The 23,860-nt window shown below is 67.4% G+C and carries 18 protein-coding genes; 8 read left to right on the top strand and 10 right to left on the bottom strand.

The window, feature by feature from the left end; genetic code table 11:
* Genes AB3X95_RS06760 through AB3X95_RS06740 form a run of 5 tightly spaced genes read left to right on the top strand, consistent with a single transcriptional unit; the run spans position 1 to position 4,955 of the window.
* The gene (locus AB3X95_RS06760; protein ID WP_368620951.1) at positions 1–489 is read left to right on the top strand and encodes a hotdog family protein; all 489 of its coding nucleotides are present in this window, start codon (positions 1–3) and stop codon (positions 487–489) included.
* Positions 486–1,211 carry a 3-ketoacyl-ACP reductase FabG2 gene (locus AB3X95_RS06755; RefSeq protein WP_013090176.1) on the top strand — a complete coding sequence of 242 codons (726 nt, stop codon included), beginning with the start codon at positions 486–488 and terminating at the stop codon, positions 1,209–1,211. Before AB3X95_RS06760 ends, AB3X95_RS06755 begins: the two co-directional genes overlap by 4 nt.
* Positions 1,211–2,437: a beta-ketoacyl-ACP synthase gene (locus tag AB3X95_RS06750; protein WP_176369519.1), complete on the top strand. Its 1,227-nt coding sequence runs from the start codon at positions 1,211–1,213 to the stop codon at positions 2,435–2,437. Before AB3X95_RS06755 ends, AB3X95_RS06750 begins: the two co-directional genes overlap by 1 nt.
* Positions 2,434–3,714: a beta-ketoacyl synthase gene (locus AB3X95_RS06745; RefSeq protein WP_368620950.1), complete on the top strand. Its 1,281-nt coding sequence runs from the start codon at positions 2,434–2,436 to the stop codon at positions 3,712–3,714. Before AB3X95_RS06750 ends, AB3X95_RS06745 begins: the two co-directional genes overlap by 4 nt.
* Positions 3,711–4,955, top strand: coding sequence for an NAD(P)/FAD-dependent oxidoreductase (locus tag AB3X95_RS06740; RefSeq protein ID WP_368620949.1), 1,245 nt, complete (start codon positions 3,711–3,713; stop codon positions 4,953–4,955). Before AB3X95_RS06745 ends, AB3X95_RS06740 begins: the two co-directional genes overlap by 4 nt.
* 23 nt (positions 4,956–4,978) lie before the next feature.
* Here AB3X95_RS06740 and guaD read toward each other — a convergent pair whose 3' ends face one another.
* The 7 genes from guaD to AB3X95_RS06705 form a co-directional block, all read right to left on the bottom strand.
* A complete protein-coding gene (guaD, locus tag AB3X95_RS06735; protein WP_368620948.1) occupies positions 4,979–6,343 on the bottom strand; it encodes a guanine deaminase in 1,365 nt (454 codons plus the stop codon).
* A gap of 145 nt (positions 6,344–6,488) precedes the next feature.
* Positions 6,489–7,538, bottom strand: coding sequence for an adenosine deaminase (locus tag AB3X95_RS06730; protein WP_368620947.1), 1,050 nt, complete (start codon positions 7,536–7,538; stop codon positions 6,489–6,491).
* Between the two features lie 47 nt (positions 7,539–7,585).
* Positions 7,586–8,602, bottom strand: coding sequence for a xanthine dehydrogenase accessory protein XdhC (gene xdhC / locus AB3X95_RS06725; protein ID WP_368620946.1), 1,017 nt, complete (start codon positions 8,600–8,602; stop codon positions 7,586–7,588).
* Entirely contained in the window at positions 8,583–11,096 is a 2,514-nt protein-coding gene (xdhB, locus tag AB3X95_RS06720) for a xanthine dehydrogenase molybdopterin binding subunit (protein ID WP_368620945.1), read from the bottom strand. The genes xdhC and xdhB overlap by 20 nt, the downstream gene beginning before the upstream one ends.
* Positions 11,096–12,634, bottom strand: coding sequence for a xanthine dehydrogenase small subunit (gene xdhA, locus AB3X95_RS06715; RefSeq protein ID WP_368620944.1), 1,539 nt, complete (start codon positions 12,632–12,634; stop codon positions 11,096–11,098). Before xdhA ends, xdhB begins: the two co-directional genes overlap by 1 nt.
* Before the next feature lie 321 nt (positions 12,635–12,955).
* On the bottom strand, positions 12,956–13,465 hold the full coding sequence (locus tag AB3X95_RS06710; protein WP_368620943.1) for a disulfide bond formation protein B: 510 nt from the start codon (positions 13,463–13,465) through the stop codon (positions 12,956–12,958).
* 94 nt (positions 13,466–13,559) lie between these two features.
* Positions 13,560–14,939 carry an amidase gene (locus AB3X95_RS06705; RefSeq protein ID WP_368620942.1) on the bottom strand — a complete coding sequence of 460 codons (1,380 nt, stop codon included), beginning with the start codon at positions 14,937–14,939 and terminating at the stop codon, positions 13,560–13,562.
* A 213-nt stretch (positions 14,940–15,152) separates the two neighbouring features.
* Between AB3X95_RS06705 and AB3X95_RS06700 the strand changes: the two genes are divergently transcribed.
* Together AB3X95_RS06700 and AB3X95_RS06695 are read left to right on the top strand one after the other, a co-directional pair.
* Positions 15,153–16,910 carry a cation:proton antiporter gene (locus AB3X95_RS06700; protein WP_368620941.1) on the top strand — a complete coding sequence of 586 codons (1,758 nt, stop codon included), beginning with the start codon at positions 15,153–15,155 and terminating at the stop codon, positions 16,908–16,910.
* 131 nt (positions 16,911–17,041) lie between these two features.
* Positions 17,042–18,493, top strand: a complete 1,452-nt coding sequence (locus tag AB3X95_RS06695; RefSeq protein WP_368620940.1) for a gamma-glutamyl-gamma-aminobutyrate hydrolase family protein — start codon at positions 17,042–17,044, stop codon at positions 18,491–18,493.
* Positions 18,494–18,570: 77 nt separating this feature from the next.
* Here AB3X95_RS06695 and AB3X95_RS06690 read toward each other — a convergent pair whose 3' ends face one another.
* Together AB3X95_RS06690 and AB3X95_RS06685 are read right to left on the bottom strand one after the other, a co-directional pair.
* Entirely contained in the window at positions 18,571–19,530 is a 960-nt protein-coding gene (locus AB3X95_RS06690) for a hypothetical protein (protein ID WP_368620939.1), read from the bottom strand.
* Between the two features lie 178 nt (positions 19,531–19,708).
* A complete protein-coding gene (locus AB3X95_RS06685) occupies positions 19,709–20,233 on the bottom strand; it encodes an N-acetyltransferase family protein (RefSeq protein WP_368620938.1) in 525 nt (174 codons plus the stop codon).
* Positions 20,234–20,559: 326 nt separating this feature from the next.
* Between AB3X95_RS06685 and AB3X95_RS06680 the strand changes: the two genes are divergently transcribed.
* Positions 20,560–21,861 (top strand): MFS transporter, encoded by a 1,302-nt coding sequence (locus AB3X95_RS06680; protein ID WP_176124363.1) that lies wholly within the window; start codon positions 20,560–20,562, stop codon positions 21,859–21,861.
* Between the two features lie 77 nt (positions 21,862–21,938).
* On the opposite strand, the gene AB3X95_RS06675 is transcribed toward AB3X95_RS06680, so the two are convergent.
* Positions 21,939–23,786, bottom strand: a complete 1,848-nt coding sequence (locus AB3X95_RS06675) for a tetratricopeptide repeat protein (protein ID WP_368620937.1) — start codon at positions 23,784–23,786, stop codon at positions 21,939–21,941.
* Positions 23,787–23,860 lie beyond the last annotated feature (74 nt).

Below are 23,860 nucleotides of genomic sequence, written 5' to 3'. Positions count from 1 at the left end.
ATGACGACTCCGCCACTCACCATCGAGCAACTCGCGCGTCAGCCGATCGAAGCGATCATCCCGCATCGCGGCAGCATGCTGCTGCTCGATGCGATCGACACGTTCGCCGACTCCACGCTCAGCGCGTTCGCCCGCGTCGATCCGCACGCATGGTATGCCGACGCCGCCGGCGCAATGCCCGCGTGGATCGGCATCGAGGTGATGGCGCAGGCGATCGCCGCGCACATCGCGCTCGTCGCGATGCGCGGCGGCGGCTATGCGCGTCACGGCGTGCTGCTAGGTTCGCGCAGCTATCAGGCGTTGCAGCCGGTGTTCCAAAGCGGCGCGCGCTTGCGCGTTCACGTGAGCGAACTGCTGCGCAGCGACGCAGGTCACAGCGCCTACGAATGCACGATCGACGACGGCGAGACGCGCTGCGCCGAAGCCGTGATCAAGGTGTTTCAACCGCCCGATTTCCAGTCATTCATCGAAGGGAGTATCAGTACATGAGCCGGCGAGTTCTCGTTACCGGCGCAAGCCGCGGCATCGGCCGAGCGATTGCGTACAAGTTGGCCGCCGACGGTTTCGCCGTGACCGTGCATTGCCGCACCGGACGCAGCGAAGCCGACGCGGTCGCGACAGGCATCGCCGCGCAGGGCGGCACGGCGCGCGTGCTGCAGTTCGACGTGCGCGAGCGCGCCGCGTGCCGCGAGGCGCTCGAAGCCGACGTCGCCGCGCACGGTCCGTACTACGGCATCGTGTGCAGCGCGGGCGTCACGCGCGACGCGGCGTTTCCGGCGCTCACCGAAGAAGACTGGGACGTCGTGATCGAAACCGGCCTCGATGCGTTCTACAACGTCGTGCATCCGCTGACGATGCCGATGGTGCGCGCGCGTCAGGGCGGCCGCATCGTCACGATCGCTTCGGTGTCCGGCGTGATGGGCAATCGCGGCCAGGTCAACTACAGCGCGGCGAAGGCGGGGCTGATCGGCGCGACCAAGGCGCTCGCGGTCGAACTCGCGTCGCGCAATATCACCGTCAATTGCGTCGCGCCCGGGCTGATCGAAACCGGCATGCTCGAACAGGTCACGGTCGACCACGCGTTGAAGACCGTGCCGATGAACCGCGTCGGCCAGCCGGCGGAGGTCGCGTCGGTGGTGAGCTTTCTGATGTCGGATGGCGCGTCGTACGTGACGCGCCAGGTGATCGGCGTGAACGGCGGGATGGTCTGATGAAGCGTGTCGTCATCACCGGCATGGGCGGCGTGACCGCGTTCGGCGATAACTGGGACGCGGTTCAAGCGCGCCTGAAGCGCGGCGAGAACGCGGTGCGCCGCATGCCCGAGTGGGACTACTTCGAGTCGCTGCATACGCGGCTCGCGTGTCCGCTGCCCGAGTTCGCGACCCCCGCGCATTACCCGCGCAAGAAGGTCCGCTCGATGGGTCCGGTGTCGCTGTACTCGGTGCGCGCGAGCGAACTTGCGCTCGCCGATGCGGGGCTCGCCGAAGACACGGCCATCGCCGACGGCCGCATGGGCGTCGCGTACGGTTCGTCGTCGGGCTCGGTGCAGCCGATCCGCGCGTTCGGCACGATGCTCGAAACCGGCTCGATGAGCAACGTCACGTCGAACAGCTACGTGCAGATGATGCCGCACACGGCCGCCGTCAACGTGAGCCTGTTCTGGGACCTCAAAGGCCGCATCATCCCGACCTCGTGCGCGTGCGCGTCGGGCAGCCAGGCGATCGGCTACGCGTACGAGGCGATCCAGTCCGGCAAGCAGACGCTGATGCTGGCGGGCGGTGCGGAAGAGTTGTCGGGTCCGGCAGTCGCCGTGTTCGACACGCTGTACGCGACCAGCACGCGCAACGACGAGCCGCATCTGACGCCGCGTCCGTTCGATGCCGCGCGCGACGGCCTCGTGGTCGGCGAGGGCGCGGCGACGCTGGTGCTGGAAGAGTACGAGCACGCAGTGGCGCGCGGCGCGCGGATTCATGCCGAGGTGGTCGGCTTCGGCTGCAACTCGGACGGCGCGCACATGACGCAACCGACCGCCGACACGATGGCGCTCGCGATGCAGCTCGCGCTGCGCGACGCGCAATTGGCGCCCGAAGCGATTGCCTATGTGAACGCGCACGGTACGTCGACCGATCGCGGTGATATCGCCGAAAGCCATGCGACCGCGCAGACCTTCGGCGCGCGCATGCCGATCAGCTCGCTGAAAGGCTATGTCGGCCACACGCTCGGCGCGTGCGGCGCGATCGAAGCGTGGTGGACGATCGAGATGATGAAGCGCAACTGGTACGCGCCGACGCTGAATCTCGAGCACGTCGATCCGGCTTGCGCGCCGCTCGATTACATCGTCGGCGGCGCGCGCGAGATCGACGCCGAGTACGTGATGAGCAACAACTTCGCGTTCGGCGGCATCAACACGTCGCTGATTTTCCGGCGCGTTCGATGAGCGGCGGCCTGCAACGCGTGGTCGTGACCGGCATGGGCATCGTGTCGTGTCTCGGCAATACGCTCGACGAAGTTTCCACTGCATTGCGTGCGGGGCGCTCGCGCATCGAGCGTATCGACGCATGGCGCGAGCGCGGGTTTGCATCGCAGGTTGCCGGCGTCGCGTCGGTCGCGCACGAGGCGCCGTTCGAGCGCAAGCTCGAGCGCTTCATGGGCGACACCGCGCGCTTCGCGTGCCACGCGGCGCAACGCGCGATCGCCGATGCGGGGCTCGACCTCGCTTCGTTGCAGTCGCCGCGCGCTGGCGTCGTGATCGGCTCGGGCGTCGGCACGCTGGCGAGCTACGACGGGGCGCTCGCAATCGCGCAAACGCGCGGCGTCGACAAGGTGCCGCCGTACACGGTGCCGCAGGCGATGAGCAGCACCGCGTCGGCGAACGTCGCGCAGATGTTGGGGCTCGAAGGCGTCAGCTATTCACCGTCGTCGGCATGCACGACATCGGCGCTCGCGATCGGGCAGGCGATGCAGCTGATCCAGACCGGCCGCCAGCAGATCGTGCTCGCGGGCGGCAGCGAAGCGCTGCACGACAACACGACGCTGATGTTCGACGCGATGGGCGCGTTATCGCGCCGTTTCAACCACACGCCGGCGAGCGCATCGCGTCCGTACGACACGCAGCGCGACGGCTTCGTGATCGCGTCGGGCGGCGGCGTGCTGGTGCTCGAAGCGCTCGATCATGCGCTCGCGCGCGGCGCGCGCATTTACGCGGAGCTGAGCGGCTTCGACGATTGCACCGATCCCGCGGGCATGGTCGCGCCGCGTGCGGCCGGCATCGCGCGCGCGATGCGCGGCGCGCTCGCGCAGGCGGGCCGCCGTCCCGACTACGTGAACACGCATGCGCCGTCTACGCCGCTCGGCGATCTCGAAGAACTGCATGCGTTGCGCGACGTGTTCGGTGCATCGGCGCAACGGGTGCCCGCATTTTCGTCGACCAAGGGCATGACAGGGCATTCGCTCGGCGCGTGCGGCGCGCACGAAGCGATCTATACGCTGCTGATGATGCGCGACGGCTTTATCGCGGGCACGGCGCTGGTCGATACGCCGGAGCCGCAAGTGCGCGACATGCCGCTCGTGCGCGTCACGCGCGACGCGCGCATCGACACGGCGATGTCGGTTTCATTCGGGTTCGGCGGTAGTTGCGCGAGCCTGATGTTCGAAGCGTGGCGCGGCCCGCATACGGCGCGGCCGCCCATGCAAACCGTTGGAGGAGTGATTTGAACAGCGATTCTTCAAAGCGGACCGTGGTCGACGTTGCGATCATCGGCGCGGGTCCGGCCGGCGCGGTAGCTGCCGCGCTATTGCGCAAGGCCGGCCGCTCGGTGCTGGTGCTGGAGCGTCAGCATTTTCCGCGTTTCTCGATCGGCGAGAGCCTGTTGCCGCAAAGCATGGCGTACCTCGAAGAGGCCGGCATGCTGCAGGCCGTCGTCGAGGCGGGTTTCCAGTACAAGAACGGCGCGCACTTTGTATATCGCGACCAGACCTCGTCGTTCGACTTCCGCGACAAGCATTCGCCGGGCTGGGGTACCACGTACCAGGTCGAACGCGCGCTGTTCGACGACGTGCTGATTCGCTGCGCGGCCGCGCAGGGCGCCGACGTGCGCTTCGGGCACACGGTGAGCGCGGTGCGGACGGGCGCGGCGCCGGTGCTCGACGTCGCCGATGAAGCGGGGCACGCGTATCCGGTCGAAGCGCGTTTCGTGCTCGATGCCAGCGGCTTCGGGCGCGTGCTGCCGCGCCTGCTGAAGCTGGAGACCCCGACGCGCATGCCGACGCGCGCCGCATTGTTCACGCACGTGCGCGACGGCCTCGCGCTCGACGTCATCGATCGCAACAAGATCTGCATCGCGACGCATCCCGAGCGTCGCGACGTGTGGTTCTGGATGATTCCGCTCGCGGGCGGCCGCTCGTCGGTGGGATGTGTCGCCGAGGCGAGCTTTCTCGACGTGCCGGAAGGCGAGCGCGAGGCGGCGCTGCGCGCGCTGATCCAGCAGGAGCCGACGCTGAACCGGCTGATCGGGCAGGCGCCGTTCCTGATGCCGGTGCGGAGAATCGGCGGCTACGCGGCGAACGTCGCGAGTCTGCACGGGCCGGGCTATGCACTGCTCGGCAATGCGGGCGAGTTTCTCGATCCGGTGTTTTCGTCGGGGGTGACGATCGCGCTGCGCTCCGCGCATCTGGCTGCGCGCGCGCTGAACCGGCAGCTCGACGGCGAGAAGGTGGACTGGTCAGCTGCTTACGACGTGCCGTTGCGCAAGGGCATCGACACGTTCCGCGCGTTCGTCGAGCGCTGGTACACGGGCGAGCTGCAGGACATCATCTACTACCCGGAGCAGGTGACGCCGATCCGTCGGATGATCTGCGCGGTGCTCGCCGGTTATGCGTGGGACGAGTCGAATCCGTATGTCGCGGACCCGGCGCGGCGGCTCAACGCTTTGCACGAGGTGTGCAAGGCGGGCTGAGGCCCCCGTCAACCGAGCTAGTCTCAAGCCGCGATCTTCGCGCGCCCCGGCACGTGCCGGCGCGCGTCGTCGCGGCGATGCACGCGCTTGCCGGCCGCATACGTTTCATACACCGCGCGATCGTCGCCGAGCAGCGCAAACGCGAACAACAACTCTTCGAGCGATTCGCGCCGCGCGGTGCGGCGCGCGAGCAGCGGCGTCGCCTGCGGATCGAGCACGACGAAGTCCGCTTCCGAGCCGTCCCTCAGCGTGCCGACCTTGTCGCCGAGATCGAGCGCTTCGGCCGCGCCCGCGGTCGCCAGATAGAACATGCGCGTCGCCGTCAGATGATGGCCGCCGAGGCGCGCAACCTTGTGCGCTTCGTTCATCGTCTGCAGCATCGAGAACGACGTGCCGCCGCCGACGTCGGTCGCGAGCGCGATCGGCATGCCGGCCGAGTCGGCCTTCTCGAAGTCGAACAGCCCGCTGCCGAGGAACAGGTTCGACGTCGGGCAGTGCGACGCGAGCGCGCCGGTTTGCGCCATGCGCTTGCGGTCTTCGTCGTCGAGGTAGATGCAATGGCCGTACACCGCGCGGCGGCGTAAAAGCCCGTAGTGATCGTAGATGTCGAGATAGCTGCGGTGGCCGGGGAACAGCTCGGCGACCCATTTCACTTCGTCGGTGTTTTCCGCGACGTGGCTCTGGATGAACACGTCCGGATGCAGTCGCGCGAGCGCGCCGCATGCTTCGAGTTGCGCCTCGGTCGAGGTCGGCGCAAAGCGCGGCGTCAGCGCGTACATCTGGCGGCCGCGATTGTGCCAGCGGCCGATCAGCTCGGCGCTGTCGTCGTAGCCCGATTGCGCGGTGTCGCGCAGGAACTCGGGGCAGTGGCGGTTCATCAGCACCTTGCCCGCGACCATGCGCAGATTGCGCGCTTCGCTCTCGGCGAACAGGGCATCGGCGGATTCCTTGTGCACCGTGCAGTACACGAGTGCGGTCGTCGTGCCGCAGGCGAGCAGTTCATCGACGAAAAAGCTCGCGGTGTCGCGCGCGTGGTCGATGTCGGCAAAGCGGCGCTCGGTCGGGAACGTGTACGTATCGAGCCACGGCAGCAGACCCGGCGCCGGCGACGCGATCATGTCCGTCTGCGGATAGTGGATGTGCGTATCGATGAAGCCCGGCACGATCAGCTTGTCGCGTCGCTCCACGATCTGGGTGCCGGGCGCGAGCCGCGATGCGAGCGCCGCATACGCGTCGGCCGCGACGACGCGGCCGTCTTCGACGATCAACAGACCGTCCTCGTGAAACACAGCGGCGTTCGGCGCGTGCGCCGGATCGCCGTTGAAGGTCAGCAGCGGCGCACGGAATGCAGTTTGTGCCGCTTGCGCGGTATGAGCCGACTCAGTCATGGAAAAGCTGTCTCCGAATGTTGAAAGCTGGGCGGCACAGGCAACGGTTTCCCGGTTCGGGGTCTTACCGATCCCCGAACGAAGCGAAACCGCTGGCCGGCGACGTCAGTCGAGGCCGGTCAGTTGAAATCCATTAACGCGTGGCTTACTGCCGCCAGTGCGCGTCGAGCTTAGCGATCAGCATCGCGCGTTCCTCGGGCGTCACGAACGACGCCTCGAAGCCGTTGCGGATGATCGTGTAGACCTCGGCGTCGTCGAGCTTCAGCGCGTCGATCGTCGCCAGATAGTTGGCGTTCACGTAGCCGCCGAAATAGGCCGGATCGTCGGAATTGACGGTCACCGCGACGCCGCGATCGAGCAGGTCCTTCAGCGTGTGTTTGGTCAGGTCGTCGAACACGCACAGCTTCAGATTCGACAGCGGGCACACGGTGAGCGCGACGCGCGTATCGGCGAGGCGCGTGACGAGCGCCGGGTCCTCGATGCTGCGCACACCGTGATCGACGCGGTCGACTTTCAGCACATCGAGCGCTTCGTAGATGTAGGACGGCGGGCCTTCCTCGCCCGCATGCGCGACGAGCTTCAGACCGAGCGCGCGCGCTTTCGCGAATACGCGCTCGAACTTCGACGGCGGATGACCGCGCTCCGACGAATCGAGCCCGACGCCGATCAGCCGATGCTTGTACTGCTCGAAGAGGGGCAGCGCTTCGTCGAAGGTGGCGAGCGCATCGTCCTCGGACAGATGGCGCAGGAAGCACAGGATCAGCTTGCTCGTGATGCCGCGCTTTTCCGCGTGGGCCAGCGCGCGTTCGATGCCGGCCACCACGGTTGCGATCCGCACGCCGCGCTCGGTGTGCGTCTGCGGGTCGAAGAAGATTTCGCTATGCACGACGTTGTCGGCGACACAGCGCTCGACGTAGGCCATCGTCATGTCGTAGAAGTCCTGCTCGTGCAGCAGCACGCTCGCGCCTGCGTAGTAGATGTCGAGGAACGATTGCAGATCGGTGAACGCATAAGCCGCGCGCAAGGCTTCCACCGAGTCGTAGGCGAGCTTTACGCCGTTGCGCTGCGCGAGCGCGAAAATCAGCTCGGGTTCGAGCGAGCCTTCGATGTGGATATGCAACTCGGCCTTCGGCGCGCGCGCGGTTTTCTCGGCGAGCGTAACGGCGGAAACGGGGGTAGCTGTTGTCGTATTCATGGTGATTTGGAATTGTTTATGGGGTAACGAGCGGTGCGGCTCTCGGATCAGACCGACTGCGTCGCGTGGCGCGCGCCCGCGTTCGCCTCGACCGCCTGCAATACCTGCGCGGCCGCCGAGATCGCGATGACCTCGGGCGACTTGTCGACGATGCCCTCGACGCCGAGCGGACACTTCATCCGCGCGATCCGCGCCGGATCGATGCCGTGCGCCGCGAGCCGGTGCTCGAACTGCTTGCGCTTGGTGTGCGAGCCGATCATGCCGAAGAACGCGAAATCGCCGCGCCGCAGGATGCGCTCGGCGAGGTCGAGATCGCGCGCGTGGTTGTGCGTCATCACGATGAAGTAGGTGTTCGGCGCGGCCTGATCGATCGCTTCGTCGGGTGCGTCGTTCGCATCGATCGTCACGTTCGGCGCATGCAGCGTATCGAGCGGCGGAAACTGCGCGTCGCGTTCGTCGACCCAGCGCACCGTGCATGACAGCGTCGCGAGCACGCGCACGAGCGCCGCGCCTACGTGACCGGCGCCGAACAGCACGACGGCGAATTCGCCCGGCGCGATGGTTTCGGTCAGCAACGCGCTGCTGTCGTCGAAACCGGCGCCGTCCCATAGCAGACAGTCGGCTCCGTCGATGCCGGGCTCGGGCTCGGACAGCATCACCGCATCCGGCGCGGGGCCGAATGATACGCTACGCACCGTCGATTGCCCCGCCGCGAGGCGCTTGGCGAGCGAAGCGAGCCAGCCGAGATCGCCGACGTCGAGCCGCTCGAACGCGAGGACCACGGCGCCGCCGCAGCACTGCCCGAGGCTCGGCCCCAGCGCGAAGCGTTCGAGCCGCCGCATGTGCGGTGCGCGCATGCCGTCGCGCAGCACCTGGCGCGCGGTCTCGATCGCCTTCCATTCGAGGTGGCCGCCGCCGATCGTATGCCTGGCCGCCTCGCGCGTGGCGATCATCTTCGTGCCGGCTTCGCGCGGCGCCGAACCTTCGACGCGCGCGACCGTCACCAGCACGGCGGCGTCGCCATGCGCGAGCAGATGTTGCAGGTCAGTGAGCCAGGCTTGCATCCGGCGATTCTCCTTGCGGGGCCGCGTCACTTGTCGGCGCGGCGGGTGGCGTGTGGATGTCGGCGCTGTCGGGGTGCGCGGCGGCTTCGGTCGGATCTGCGTGCTGCGACGCGTCGGACGCGCTCAACGCGTCCAGCGCGGCGAGTATCGCCTCGGGCGTCGCGGGCGCGCGCAACAGCGGAGCATGTTGTACGCCCGGCACCGCGGCTGCGATCGCGTCGCGAATCGCGAGAAACACCGAGAACGGCAGCAGCAATGGCGGCTCGCCGACGGCCTTCGAGCGGAACACGGTCGGCTCCGCATTGCTGTTGTCGTAGAGCCGCACGTGGAACGCGGCGGGCGTGTCGCTGACCGCGGGAATCTTGTACGTCGACGGCGCGTGCGTCATCAGGCGGCCGTCGCGGTTCCACCATAGCTCTTCGGTGGTGAGCCAGCCCATGCCCTGAATGAAGCCGCCTTCGATCTGGCCGAGATCGATCGCCGGATTGATCGATTGGCCCGCGTCGTGCAACACGTCCGCGCGCACGAGCTTCCACTCGCCGGTCAGCGTATCGACGACGACCTCCGACACCGCCGCGCCATACGCGAAGTAATAGAACGGATGACCGGTCAGCGTCTTCGCATCCCAATGCACTTTCGGCGTCGCGTAGAAGCCGTCCGACCACAACTGCACACGCGCGAGATACGCGGCGTTGACGAGCTGTTCGAACGGCAGCGCGCCACCGTTCACCGATACGCTGCCGCGCGCGAACTGCACGTCGCTCGCGTCGCCGCCGAGCTGGCGCGCCGCGACTTCGGCGAGCCGTGCGCGGATCGTCTGCGCGGCGGCAACGGCTGCCATGCCGTTCAGATCGCTGCCGGTGGAAGCCGCGGTCGCGGAGGTGTTGGCGATCTTCGACGTATCGGTCGCCGTCACCCGCACGCGCGATAGCGGCAAGCCGAACTGATTCGCGACGACTTGCGCGACCTTCGTGTTGAGCCCCTGGCCCATCTCGGTGCCGCCGTGATTGACGAGCACGGAGCCGTCCTTGTACACGTGCACGAGCGCACCGGCCTGATTCAGGAACGGCACGTTGAACGAGATGCCGAACTTGACCGGCGAGAACGCGAGGCCGCGTTTGAGCACGGGACTCTTCGCATTGAATTCGGCGAGCGCCGCGCGCCGCGCGCGGTAGTCGCTCGAAGCGAGCAGCGCGTCGGTCAGCGGCGCGATGATATTGTCTTCGACACGCTGTCCGTACGGCGTCGTATCGCGTTCGCCGACGCCGTAGTAATTCACGAGCCGTACGTCGAGCGGATCGAGCCGCAACTCGCGCGCGATGCCGTCGAGCAGCACCTCCATCACGAGCGCGCCCTGCGGTCCGCCGAAGCCGCGAAACGCGGTGTTCGACTGCGTATTGGTCTTGCAGCACAGCGCGACGATATCGACGTCGGGCAGGTAGTACGCGTTGTCGAAGTGGCATACGGCGCGCGTCGCGACCGCGCCCGACAGATCCGCGGAGTAGCCGGCGCGCAGCGCGATTTCGACGCGCACGCCGAGCAGGCGGCCCTGATCGTCGAAGCCCGCGTCGTATTCGTAGACCGCGTCGTGGCGCTTGCCGGTGATCAGGAAGTCGTCGTCGCGATCGGCGCGCAGCTTGACCGGCCGACGCAAGCGTTGCGCCGCGAGCGCGGCCACGCACGCGAATAGCGCCGATTGCGATTCCTTGCCGCCGAAACCGCCGCCCATGCGCCGGCATTCGCACACGACGTTATGCGCGGGCCAGGCGAGCATATGCGCGACCACCTGCTGCATTTCGCTTGGATGCTGCGTCGAACTGTAGACGAGCATGCCGTCCATCTCCTTCGGCACCGCATAGGCGATCTGGCCTTCGAGATAGAACTGCTCCTGGCCGCCGACCTCGAACGTGCCGGCCAGCCGATGCGGCGCGGCGGCGATCTTCGCGTCCGGATCGCCGCGCCGCAGATGCAGCGGCGGCAGCACGAACTGCTTCGCGGCTTTGGCATCGGCGGCGGTGAGGATCGCGTCGAGCGGCTCGTAGCGGATCACGTCGTCGCTTTTCGCGAGCGCGGCCGCGCGGCGGGCGAGCTCGTGAGTTTCGGCGATCACCGCGAAGACCGGCTGGCCGAGGTACAGCACTTCGCCGTCGGCGAGAATCGGATCGTCGTGCAGCACCGGGCCGCAATTGTTTTCGCCGGGAATATCGTCGGCGCTCAGCACCGCGATCACGCCGGGCGCGTTTCTGACCGCGTCGAGATCCATCGACACGATCCGCGCATGCGCATGGCGCGATAGGCCGAGCGCCGCGTGCAGCGTGCCGTGCAGCTCGGCGATATCGTCGGTGTAGGTCGCTTCGCCGCTCACGTGCAGCGCGGCGGATTCGTGCGGCAGCGGCACGCCGATCGACGCGCTGCTACTGCCATCGTTAGGCGTCGCATCGCGTTGATCGGCACGCTCGCCCGCGTGTTCGACAAAGGCATCGGTCCGGTTCATCACGGCGACTCCTTCGCGACGGCTGTGTCCGCTTCGAACGCGAACGCGTTGACATCGCAGAGCGCGAGCGGCGCGTCGTCGCGCGTTTCGAGGTAGAAGCGCCACAGCAGATTGCGCGCGACCTTCAGCCGATACGCGCTCGATGCGCGCATGTCGGTGAGCGGCTGGTAGTCGGCGGCGAGCGCGTCCATCGCGCGACGGGCGGTTTGTTCGTTCCACGCCGCACCGTCGAGCACGGCTTCGGCATGCGCGGCGCGCTTCGGTGTCGCCGCCATGCCGCCGAACGCGACGCGCGCCGCGCGGATCGTGCCGTCTTGCGCGACGTGCAGCGCAAACGCCGCGCACACCGCCGAGATGTCCTGGTCGTAACGCTTCGCCACCTTGTAGGTGCGAAACCGCAGCGCGCCTGCCGGGCGCGGCACGCGCAGCGCGCTGACGAATTCGCCGGCCGCGAGCGCGGTCTTCTGATAGCCGAGGTAGAACGCGTCGAGCGGCAGCGTGCGGGTCGTGCGATCGCGGCGCAGTTCGACCTCGGCGCCGAGCGCGAGCAGTGCCGGCATCGAATCGCCGATCGGCGAGCCGTTCGCGACGTTGCCGCCGAGCGTGCCCGCATTGCGGATCGGCAGCGAGGCGAAGCGCGTCCATAGTTCGGCGAGCTCGGGGTAGTCGGCGGTGAGCGCCGCGTACGCGTCTTCGAGCGTGGCCGCCGCGCCGATCGTCAGCGTTTGCGCGTCGCGCGCGATCGTCTTCAACTCGGCGACGTTGCCGATGTACAGCAGGTCGCCGAGATCGCGAAACTGCTTGGTGACCCACAAGCCGACGTCGGTGCTGCCCGCGACGATGCGCGCGTCCGGATGCTGCGCGCGCAGCGTCGCGAATGCGTCGAGTGTGAGCGGGGCGTGGAAGGTGGGTGAGCCGAACGCGGCGCCACGGGTGTCGGGGGCGCTGTATTCGAACGTGTCTTTGCGCTGCAGTGTGCGCAGCGTGGCCGCGACCGCATCGCGGTCCAGCGCGACGCGCGGATGCTGTGCGTAGTCGAACATCTTCTGCGCGGCATCGATGATCGGCCGGTAGCCGGTGCAGCGGCACAGATTGCCGGACAGCGCGGCGTCGATTTCGTCGCGGGTCGGCAGGCCGGCGCTGGCGGGCTGGTTCTCGTAGAGCGCCCACATCGACATCACGAAGCCGGGCGTGCAGAAGCCGCATTGCGAACCGTGACAGTCGACCAGCGCCTGCTGCACCGGATGCAGCGCGCCGTTCGCGGCGCGCAGGTCTTCGACGGTGAAAAGGGCGCGGCCGTCGAGCGTCGGCAGGAACTGGATGCAGGCGTTGACCGCCTTCAGCGCGAGCTCGCCGCGCGCGTCGAGTTCGCCGATCGCGACCGTGCACGCGCCGCAGTCGCCTTCCGCGCAGCCTTCCTTGGTGCCGGTGCAGCGCAGATCCTCGCGCAGGTGCTGCAGCACGGTGCGCGTCGCCGGAACGCCCGCGACCTCGCGGACGGACCCCTGGTGATAGAAGCGGATGGTTTGCGTTGTCATGGCGGATCGGAAGACAGTGCGGACCGGGCGCGCGTTACGCATGGGGTCGCAAAAGCCGGCCTCGCGCACGTAGATCGCCATCCATACCCGAAGATAGCACTACCCCGGCCCGAAAATATTTCCCGCGTCGCATGAAGCTCATGCGGCGGCGATCATGATCCTGGTACGATTCGCGCGGCAGCGAGAAGTTGCGTGCGCGGGCCAGGGAGCGACGACAATGGTGCGCGATCGGTGGACATCGCGCAGAAAAAAACGCCGGACTCCGGTGGCCCAAGCATGGGCGACACGAAGTCCGGCGTCATTGGCAATGCGGATCGGTCGTCAGGACACCCGATGGCGATTGCGCACCAGGCTCAGCGCCAGCGCGATGAACGCGACGATGAACGCGACCCCCGACCACATTGGCAGCGTCAGCCCGAGAATCGGCGGATATGCGGTTTCGCACAGGCCCGCGACCTTGAACACGCTCGGCAGCCAGTGCGCGGGCGGCAGGCTGTCAACGATCGGCTGCAGCTCGTCGAAGCCGCAGCTGAAGCCAGGATTCGCCTGGATGTACACATGGCGCGCGGCGGTCGCGATGCCGGCGAGCGCCGACAGCGCCGCCATCACTTCGAGCAGGCGCACGCCGCGCCAGTTCTTGAAGCGCGCGCCGAGGAACGCGAAGATCGCGATCAGCAGAAAGAAATAGCGCTGGATGATGCACAGCGGACACGGGTCTTCGCGCAGGCCGAACTGCAGGTACAGCGCACCGCCCACGAGGGCGAGACAGATCAGGCCGAGCAGATTCAGCAGGGTGCGCTCGCGGCGCAGCATCGCGGAGTCGTTAGTCATGGATCTTCGATTGGTCTGGAGACGATAGAGCGGGTGCCGGCGATTCTAGCGCGAACGCCTTTCGCGCCGCTTATCGCCTGACGATTGCCGCGCTTTAACGGATCGCTTTCAACACCGCCTCGGCCGCGCGGCCGATTGCGAGCAGCGCGTCGTCGGCGTACGGCGCGCCCGCCAGCATCAGGCCGACCGGCGCGTCGCCGCGCAGATGGCACGGCAGCGACAGCGCGCAACTATCGAGGAAGTTGAACGCACTCGGGTTGCGCAGGATCAGCGCGTTAGTGTGGCCGAACGTGTGGTCGTCGTCGAGCAGGTCGGCGAGGCGCGGCGGCACGACCGGCACGGTGGGCGCGACGACCACATCGAAACGCTGCCACAGCGTGCGCGCGGCTTCGTCGAGCATCGCGGCGCGCTCGGCGAGCAGGTCCAGATAGTCGACCGCGGTGGCCGGCTGTCCTTTCATGATGCGCACGAGCACGCGCGGGTCGTACTGCTCGCGATGCTTGTCGAGCAGCGGGCGATGCCACGCATACGCCTCGATCGGCGCAAAGCCGAAGCGGTTGATTTCCGGCAGGCGGTCGAGCGGCGCGAAGCGCACCTCGCTGACGATCGCGCCGGCCGCCTCCAGGTGCTTGAGCGCGGTGTCGATCGCGCGCGCGACTTCGGGCTCGACGCCGTCGGTCACGAAGTTGGTCAGCACGCCGAGACGCACGCCTTCGAGCGGCCGCGCGGCCGGGATGCGCGGCTCGAGCCCGGCGAGCATCCGGTCGACCAGCGCGCAGCACGCGACCGATACACCGATCGGCCCGAACGAATCGAGCGTCGACGACAGCGGCACGCCGCCCTGTTTCGGGATGCGCGCCGCGGTCGGCTTGAAGCCGGTCAGCCCGCACAACGCGGCTGGAATGCGGATCGAGCCGCCGGTGTCGGTGGCGAGCGCGACCGCCGCCATGCCGTCGGCGACCGATGCCGCCGCGCCCGACGACGAGCCGCCCGAAACCCGCTCGTCGCCCTTCACGCCGCGCCGGTACGGCGACAACGGATGGCCGTAGTGCGGATTCAGGCCGAGCCCGGAAAACGCGAACTCGCTCATGTTGGTGCGCCCGACGATCACGGCGCCGGCCCGCTTCAGCCGCGCGACCGCGACCGCGTCGGCTTTCGCGGGGGGCGCACCGGCGAGCACGACGGAGCCCGCGCGGGTCGGCTGGCCTTCGACGTCGAACAGGTCCTTGACCGACACCGGAATCCCGGCGAGCGGCGACAGCACGGTGCCGGCCGCGCGCAGGCGGTCGTGCGCGTCGGCGGCGGCGCGCGCGGCATCGGCGTCGACGTGCATGAAGACAGCGGCGCCCTGGCCGGCGGGGTCGGCGATCCGGTCGAGCGCGGTTTCGACGAGCGCGCGGCTGGTGGTGCGGCCGGCGGCGAGATCGGCGGCAAGCTGGGCAAGCGGCGGGAACGGAGCGAAGTCAGTGGCCATGATGTCGGTAGAGATCCGGTTGAGCGCGGCTCGGGCGCATGAGCGGGGCAGTGTCGAGCCAACGGAAAGGTCCGTCCGCATTGTAGAGCAAGGTTTTGCGGCCGAGCGGCCTGCCAGGGCCGGCGCGGCGCGGCGCGCGAATTCGCCAAAAACATCGCCGGCCCGTTTGTTACACTGCGCCTTCCGAGATTACCGTTTGTAAGGAAAACGCTCATGCACCATGGCATTGGCTTCATCCAGGATCTGGCCGTCGTGATGGCGCTGGCGGGCGTCGTCACCGTGCTGTTCCATCGCCTGAAGCAGCCGGTGGTGCTCGGCTATATCGTGGCCGGCGTGATCATCGGACCGTACACGCCGCCGTTCCAGCTGATCCATGACGAACAGACGATTCAGACGCTCGGCGAGCTGGGCGTCGTGTTCCTGATGTTTTCGCTGGGCCTCGAATTCAGCCTGCGCAAGCTGTTCAAGGTCGGCGCGACGGCGATCGTCGCCGCGCTCTCCGAGATCGTGCTGATGCTGTGGATCGGCTACGCGATCGGCAATGCGTTCGGCTGGAGCCCGATGGATTCGCTGTTCCTCGGCGCGATCCTCGCGATCTCGTCGACGACGATCATCGTGAAGGCGCTGTCCGACCTCGGACTCAAACGCGAAAGCTTCGCGCAGCTCGTGTTCGGCATCCTGATCGTCGAAGACATTCTGGGCATCGCGATGCTCGTGCTGCTGACCGGCATCGCGCAGACCGGGCAGTTGTCGGCCGGGCTCGCGGCCGTCACGCTCGGCAAGCTGCTGCTGTTCATGACGGTGTCGCTGCTGGTCGGCGTGCTGCTCGTGCCGCGCGCGCTGAATTACGTCGCGCGCACCGGCAGCAACGAGATGATGCTCGTGTCCGTGCTCGGCTTCTGCTTCGGCTTCTGCCTGCTGGTCGTCAAGCTCGATTACAGCATCGCGCTCGGCGCGTTTCTGATCGGCGCGATCATGGCCGAGTCGCGCCATCTGCATCGGATCGAGCATCTGATCGCGCCGCTGCGGGACGCGTTTTCCGCGATCTTCTTCGTGACGATCGGACTGATGCTGAACCCGGCCGTGATACTCGACTACGGATGGCCGATCGCCGTGATCACGTTCGCGGTGATCGTCGGCAAGATCGTGTCGTGCGGGCTCGGCGCGTTTCTGTCGGGGCAGGACGGGCGCACGTCGATGCGCGTCGGCATGACCGTGTCGCAGATCGGCGAGTTCTCGTTCATCATCGCGACGCTCGGTTTGACGTTGAAGGTGACGAGCGGGTTTCTGTATCCGATCGCGGTCGCCGTGTCGGCGTTGACCACGCTGACGACACCCTATCTGATCCGCGTCGCCGATCCGCTGACGCGCCGCATCGCTAACGCGATGCCCGCCACGTTATCCAACGCGTTCGGCATGTACGGGCAATGGCTGCGCAGTTTGATCACGGCGCGCGGCGAGCCGACGCTGATCAGCATGACGCGGCGCATCGTATTGCAGATCGCGGTGAATCTCGCGCTCGTCGCGGCGATTTTCCTGGTCGTGTCGTATAGCGCGCCGCATAGCGGCCGGCTGCTCGCGCACTGGCTCGACGAGGAGCCATTGCAACGCGTCGTGCAGTGGAGTGTCGCGCTGGTGGTGTCGCTGCCGTTCCTCGTGGCCGTGTATCGCAAGACCAAGTCGCTCGCGCTGCTGCTCGCCGAAGTCAGCGTGCAGCCGACCGCTGCCGGGCGCTTCACCAGCGCGCTGCGTCACGCGATCGCCGACCTCGTGCCGATCGTGTCGATGATCGGCGTGTTTCTGCTGGTGGCGGCGCTGTCGGGCAGCATCCTGCCGCCGACGGGCCTGCTCGTTGCGGTGCTCATGTGCGCCGCGCTGCTGCTCACGCTCGTGTGGCGATGGTGCGTGAAGATTCACGCGTCGATGCAGATCGCGTTGCGGGAGACTTTCGACGAGCGGCCAGACCCTTGATTCAGAGGGTTTGTGTAAAGCTTCGCAACAATGTGAGTAATTGTTTGCGGGTTTGCCGGGCCTGCTGCACTGACGGATAATCAGGGCATATTCATTCATTCGTTCGCGCGGAAGGCGCCCGTCCGACAGTCATGAGCGACAAACCCGAAAACGCCGGCACGACCGGCAGTCCACCGCCGAGCTCGCCCGCGCCGAGCGGCACGCCGGCCGCACCGGCGCCCTCGCTTCCTCCGTCGCATGAAGATGCCACCCAGTCGGCCGCCAAAGACACGAGCCCGGCCACCGAGGAGGCGACCGCGCGGTCGTCGACCGACGATCCGATCAGCGCATCGTCAGTTACTCGCGAAGATCCGCGCACGGCGCGGTTGCGCGACGCGGCGGAGGCACGCAGCGCCGCCGCCGAATCGACCGCGCGCCAGGAAGCCGCGGTGCACGAGCGCGAAGCGCGGCGCGCCGGTACGCGCCCCGGCGGCGCGACCACGGTGAAACCCGAGCCAGCCGTCAAACCGAGGGCAGCCGCCGGCGAGCCTCTAGTGGGTGGCGGCCTCAGCGCTGCGGACGTCGCCACCGACGGCGAGATCGCCACCGACGAAACCGCCGCGCCCGCGGCGCGCGCGCCCGGCTCGCCGCCGCCCGGATTCGGCGCGGCACCCGATTTCAGCGCCACCAATCCGCCTCCGCCCAACGCGCTTCCGCCGTCGCCGCCGCGTTATCTGAAGCAGAGCGATTCGGCGTGGAGCGTGTTCGGCCGTATCGTCGCGGCGCGCGCGCGTCAGCTGTTCGATCGCGCGGGACAGCGGATCACGCAGCGCACGCTGCGCATCGGCGTGTCGGCGCGCATCTTCCACCCGGAACCGGGCGCGAAGGGCTTGCGCGGCAAGACGCTGCAGTATCTGGAGGAGTCGATCGCGCACTGGGTGATGTCGCGCGACGTGCTGGTGTTCATGATCCCGACCGTCGGTCATCAGGGCATGCTGCACCCGAGCAACATCCGTCTGCGCGACTATGCGAAGCATCTCGACGGCCTGCTGCTGCAAGGCGGCGCCGACGTATCGCCGCAGACCTACGCGGAAACGGCGAGCAGCCACGAATGGCCCGGCGACCGCGTGCGCGACATGTACGAGCTCGAACTGCTGCACGAGTTCGTCGAATCGGGCAAGCCGGTGCTAGGCGTGTGCCGCGGCTGCCAGCTGATCAACGTCGCGTTCGGCGGCACGCTGTATCAGGACATCGCGACCGATGTGCCTACCGCGAACGCCCACGTCAACGAGAACTACGATCAGCACCGGCACGGCGTGCATTTTCCCGATGGTTCGACGCTGCTGAACATGTTCCCCGGACGACGCGACGCGATCGTCAACTCGATCCACCATCAGGCGGTGAAGACGCTGGGCCGCGATCTGAATATCGAGGCGGTGTCGGCGTCGGACGGCATCATCGAGGCCGTGCGCTATCGGCGCGCGCCGTTCGTGATGGGCGTGCAGTGGCATCCGGAGTTTCATCGCGCGGGCGGGCCGGAGCTGCTCGATTGCACGCCGTTGCTCGATACGTTCCTGCGGGTCGCGCGGGAGACGCGGTTTTAAGCAGGGCGGGTTCGCGTCGGCCCGACGGGGCCGTCCCATCCATTTGACGCACTGCCACCCTATGTGGCAGGCGGCGATCATTGCGCGAATTGTTCCGGGATTTCGGTGACGCGTCGCTGCGATATGTGATTCATCCACTCGGTGCTGTCCGCCGGCCGATCGTTCGACACGGTGGAGCGCGGCAGCGGCGCGGCGTCGCGTGAAGACATCATCGCGAAGGTCGTCACATCGGCGTATTCGTCATCGCCGAACCGGGTTCGAACGCGCGCTTCATGCGACGACTCGTTTGCGGCATGGCGATTTACCGAAAGCGGACGCGTTTGCGCGCGAAGCGCACGACGCGCAGGCGAGGAGTGAATCGCATCACGCGGCGTGCGCGGATTTCGCGTGGTGTTGCGCTGAGGCAAGGCCGCTATGGGCGCGGGTGCAGCGGCGGCCACGTCGACAGGTAATGGCGGAAGCACAGCAGCCGGTGTGACGGCCTCGGCAATCACCGGCGCATCGCGATGCGGCATCAAAGCCTGTGCCGACTTCAGCATCTCGGAGCCCATGTGCCGCGGCGCCAGAGGCTGATCGACGATCCACCACACTAGCGCCGCGACGCAGCCGACTACCCCGGCACTCGCCGCGACAGTACGTCGATTCCAAACTGAGCGCCGCTGCGCGATTCGCGGCGAGCGGGCCTTGAGCGCGATACGCATTGGACCCTGAGGCACCTTCCGTTGCATAGCGGGACGCGTCACCGTCGCGGTATGCGCCGCTTCCGCAGCGTCCGCGACCGGAGCCGCGGCCGGACGCTTCACGCCGCTCAGCGCGCCCTCGATCGACACCCACTGCCCATACGACAGCAACGGCTGATCCTCGACGCAGTCGGTGCGCAGCAGCGCGGCATACAGCGAATCGATTCCGGCTCGCCAGCACTGAGCGTCGGGCAGCAACGCCCAATCGCGGCCGAACCGTTCGGAAAGTTGATTGAACGGACGGAGAGGGGGAAGGGCGAATGCGCCTTCGATCAAGGTGAGCGGCGTGCTGGTCATCGGTTTCTTCCGGTGTCTCGTGACAGGACGACCGGCGAGGCAGGGACGGAATCTGTAGGGGACCGATGAAGCCATCGGCGACAGAATATCGTGCCTCGAAACTACCTTGTCCACCCTTCAGATGACTCCGAAAACGGGGACATCACGGGCGCGCTGCACGTGCGTTCAACTTCGATGCTCACGGCTTCAACCGGTACACGTAGCGCAGCGCGGTGATATCGACGCCGCCCATATGGTCGGGCTCCGCGCCGACCAACTGCCAGCCGTGCCGCTCGTAAAAGCCGATCGCCGCCGTATTGCCCTCGAGCACGTACAGATACAGCTGTGCCTCGCCTTGGGCGCGGGTCCAGTCAACGGCTGCGTGCATCAATGTTTTGCCGACGCCGATGCCCTGATAACCGGGCAGCGCATGCAGGTTGTCGAGCAGCACGCCCCATGCGGACTCGGGCTGTCGCTCGACACACACGAAGCCGATCGGCTCGCCGTCCAATTCGGCGATCAGCACGATGCGGCGCTCGCCGCCCGGCGCGCCGAGACGCGCTTCCCAATAGGCGGCGCGTTCGCGCGTGACTTCGCCGTCGAGGAACGCGTCGGGCAACAGACCGCGATAGGTCGCCTGCCAGCTGGCGCTGTGGATCGACGCGATCAGCGCGGCGTCCTCGAGCGTGGCGGGGCGCAGGGAAAGAGCAGGGGTGGCTTGCATCGAAGTAATCAACTGAATGGCTTGCGCGGGCAGTCTACCGCCGCCCGCAGGTGTCGCGCGTAAGCAAACTGTATGCGTTTCGCGTCGACCTTATCAGCAGTAACATTACGTGGCATCGGCCACGCATCAAGCTCAGCGTTTACCCTGATCCCGGATGAACGCCGTAGACAGCAATATGCGGCGCCCCCAGGCGCGCTTCACTAATCGATAACCGCGTGTGCGCCTGTGTGATCCGCTTGCCAAGCGCAGTGGATCGTTCCAACTGCCCGCTCGTCACCGTCCGCGTCGATCCGTCCGACTGGGCGGCGGGCCTCTCCGAGAGTGTCATGTCTACCGCGACCCACGCCGCTTCCAATACCAAAGAATCCAAGGTCAAGACAGTGTTCCGCGTCGTCAGCGGCAACTTTCTTGAGATGTACGACTTCATGGTCTATGGCTACTACGCTTCCGCGATCGCCAAGACCTACTTCCCGAGCGGCAGCGATTTCGCGTCGCTGATGCTGTCGCTGTCCGTATTCGGCGCGGGCTTCCTGATGCGTCCGCTCGGTGCGATCGTGCTCGGCGCCTACATCGACCATCACGGCCGCCGCAAAGGCCTGATCCTTACGCTGAGCCTGATGGCGCTCGGCACGCTGACGGTCGCGACGATACCGGGCTACGCGACCATCGGACTCGTGGCGCCCGTGCTCGTGCTGTTCGGCCGGCTGCTGCAAGGTTTCTCGGCCGGCGCCGAGCTCGGCGGCGTGTCGGTGTATCTGTCGGAGATCGCGACGAAGGGCAACAAGGGCTTCTATTGCTCGTGGCAGTCGGGCAGCCAGCAGGTCGCGGTGGTATTCGCCGCGCTGATCGGCGTGGGGCTCAACAAGATTCTTCCCGCCGACCAGATGTTCGCGTGGGGCTGGCGCGTGCCGTTCCTGATCGGCTGTCTGATCGTGCCGTTCCTGTTCATCATCCGCCGCTCGCTGCAGGAGACCGAGGAGTTCACGGCTCGCAAGCATCGTCCGGGCATGGGCGAGATCCTGAAGTCGATGGCCGCGAACTATCCCGTAGTGCTGGGCGGCATGGGCATGGTCGTCATGACGACCGTGTCGTTTTACATGATCACGGCTTATACGCCGACCTTTGGCAAGGAGGTGCTGAAGCTGACGGCGATCGACGCGCTGGTCGTCACCGTCTGCGTCGGTATCTCGAACCTGATCTGGCTGCCGGTGTCCGGCGCGTTGTCCGATCGCATCGGCCGCCGTCCGGTGCTGCTCGCGTTCACGATCCTGACGATCCTCACCGCGTATCCGGCGCTGCAATGGCTCGTCGCCGAGCCGTCGTTCGCGCGTCTGCTCGCCGTGCAGCTGTGGCTGTCGTTCCTGTATGGCTGCTACAACGGCGCGATGGTCGTCGCGCTGACCGAAGTGATGCCGGTCGAAGTGCGGACCGCCGGCTTCTCGCTCGCGTACAGTCTCGCGACGACGATCGGCGGCTTCACGCCGGCCATCGCCACGCTGCTGATCCACGTGACCAACAACAAGGCGGCGCCGGGTCTCGTCCTCGGCGTGGCGGCGATCTGCGGTCTGCTCGCGACGCTGTTCCTGTATCGCACGCCGGAGGCGCGCAATCAGTATCGGGCGGCCTGACGGGTTCGCCCGATGTTCTGAAACCAAAAACCCCACGAAAGCGGGGTTTTTGCTTGTTGGCGGAGCGTGGTCCGTCGCTACCCGTGGCGCAATTCGTTGGCGACCGCTTCGACGACTTCATCCCACGCGCCCGGCCGCGGCTGACGCACCAGCGTCGCGCCCGGATACCACGGGCTGCGCGTGTCGCCGTCGAACCAGCGCCAGTCGGCGGCGAACGGCAGCATCAGCCACAGCGGCTTGCGCAGCGCGCCGGCAAGGTGCGCGATCGAGGTGTCGATCGACACCACCGCGTCGAGCCGCTCGACGATCGCCGCGGTATCCGCGAAGTCGCCGATGCGGTGGTCGAAGCGATGGATCGCGGCCGCGCGCGGATGTGCGTCGAGCGCCGCGCGTTCGACTTCGGACAGATCGGGCTGCAGCACGATCCAGTCGATGCCGTCGAGCGCGAACAGCGGCTCCAGCGCGGCGAGCGGCATCGTGCGGGTTTCGTTGCGCTGGATGCGCCCCGACCACGCGAGCCCGATCTTGCGCTTCGCCTGACCGCCGAGCGAGCCGCGCCATTTGCGGCGATAGGCCGGCGGCACGCTCAGATAGGGCGTGCGCGCTTCGATCGTGTCGTAGCGCGTGCCGAGCGCGAGCGGCAGGCTCAGCAGCGGAATCTGCAGATCGGCGGCGGGGCGCGGCTGACCTTGCGCGATCAGCGAGACGCGCCATGCCTGCGCGACGGGCGCGAGCAGCGGCACCAACTGCGGCTGCACTTCGAGCACGACGCGCGCGGCGCGTTGCGCGGCGAGCGGCACGAAGCGCACGAATTGCAGCGTGTCGCCGAAACCCTGTTCGGCATGGATCAGCAGCGTGTACTCGTCGATTGACTCGCCGTGCCAGCGCGGCAGCGTCTGGATCGCCGGTTGCGCGACGGTTTGCAGGCGCCATTCGTATTCGGGCAGACCGCGCTCGAAGTCGCGCATCGCAAGCCACGCGAGCGCTCGGTTCATATGCGCGGACGCGAGGTCGGGGCGCAGCCGCAACGCCTGATCGAGCGCGCGCACCGCGGCCGCGTGCGCGCCGAGCGCCTGGTGCGCGGTGCCGAGCGCGAGCCACGCGAGCGCGAATTGCGGATCGAGCCCGACCGCGCGCTCCAGATACGGCAAGGCCTGCTCGGCCCGGCCGAGCGCCGCGAGCGCGTTGCCCATGCCGTAGATCGCGGGCGGCAGGTTCGGCTGCAGCCGCAGCGCCGCTTCGAATGACGCGACTGCCTGCTCATGTCGGCCGGTCGCATCGAACGTGTTCGCGAGGTTGAAGTGCGCGGCGACGAAGCGCGGCTCGGCGGCGAGCGCGGCCTCGAAGCAGGGCACCGCTTCGTTCGGCCGATCGAGCGCGTTCAGCGACATGCCCATGTTGTTCAGCGCGCCCGCGTGACCGGGGCGCAGTTCGAGCGCGCGCCGGAACGACGCGATCGCGTCCGCATGACGGCCGAGCGCGTGCAGCGCATTGCCGAGATTGTTGTGCGACGACGCGTCATCCGGCTGCAGGCGCAGCGAGCGTTCGAACGCATCGGCGGCGTCTTCGTGACGGCCCAGCGACGCGTATGCGTTGCCGAGGTTGTAGTGCGCCATCGGGAACGTCGGCGCGAGCGTCAGCGCGTTGCGGAACTGCTCGATCGCGGCGTCGATCTGGCCGAGCGCCTTCAGCGCATTGCCGAGGTTCAGCTGCAGCGCCGCGTCTTCGGGGCGCAGGTCGACCGCGCGCCGCACGAGCGCCGCGGCTTCGGCGTGCTGGCCCTGCTGGTGGCGCAGCACGCCGAGCAGATGCAGCGCATCGACATGGCTGGGGTCGTGGTCGAGCGTGGCGCGGTAGTCGCGTTCGGCGTCGTCGAGGCGGCCGTCACGATGCGCCGCAAACGCGCGGTCAAATACAGGTTGCATGACGGGGAGGGCATTCGGATCAATCAGACTGGGCCGCATTTTCCCATACTTGCGCAAGGGGCCCGGATTTGCGC

The sequence above is a fragment of the Paraburkholderia sp. BR13444 genome, assembly GCF_040948755.1.
Classification (GTDB): Bacteria; Pseudomonadota; Gammaproteobacteria; order Burkholderiales; family Burkholderiaceae; genus Paraburkholderia; species Paraburkholderia youngii.
The sequence above is the reverse complement of the archived record's forward strand: the minus strand, read 5'-3'. Positions and strand labels throughout refer to the sequence as shown.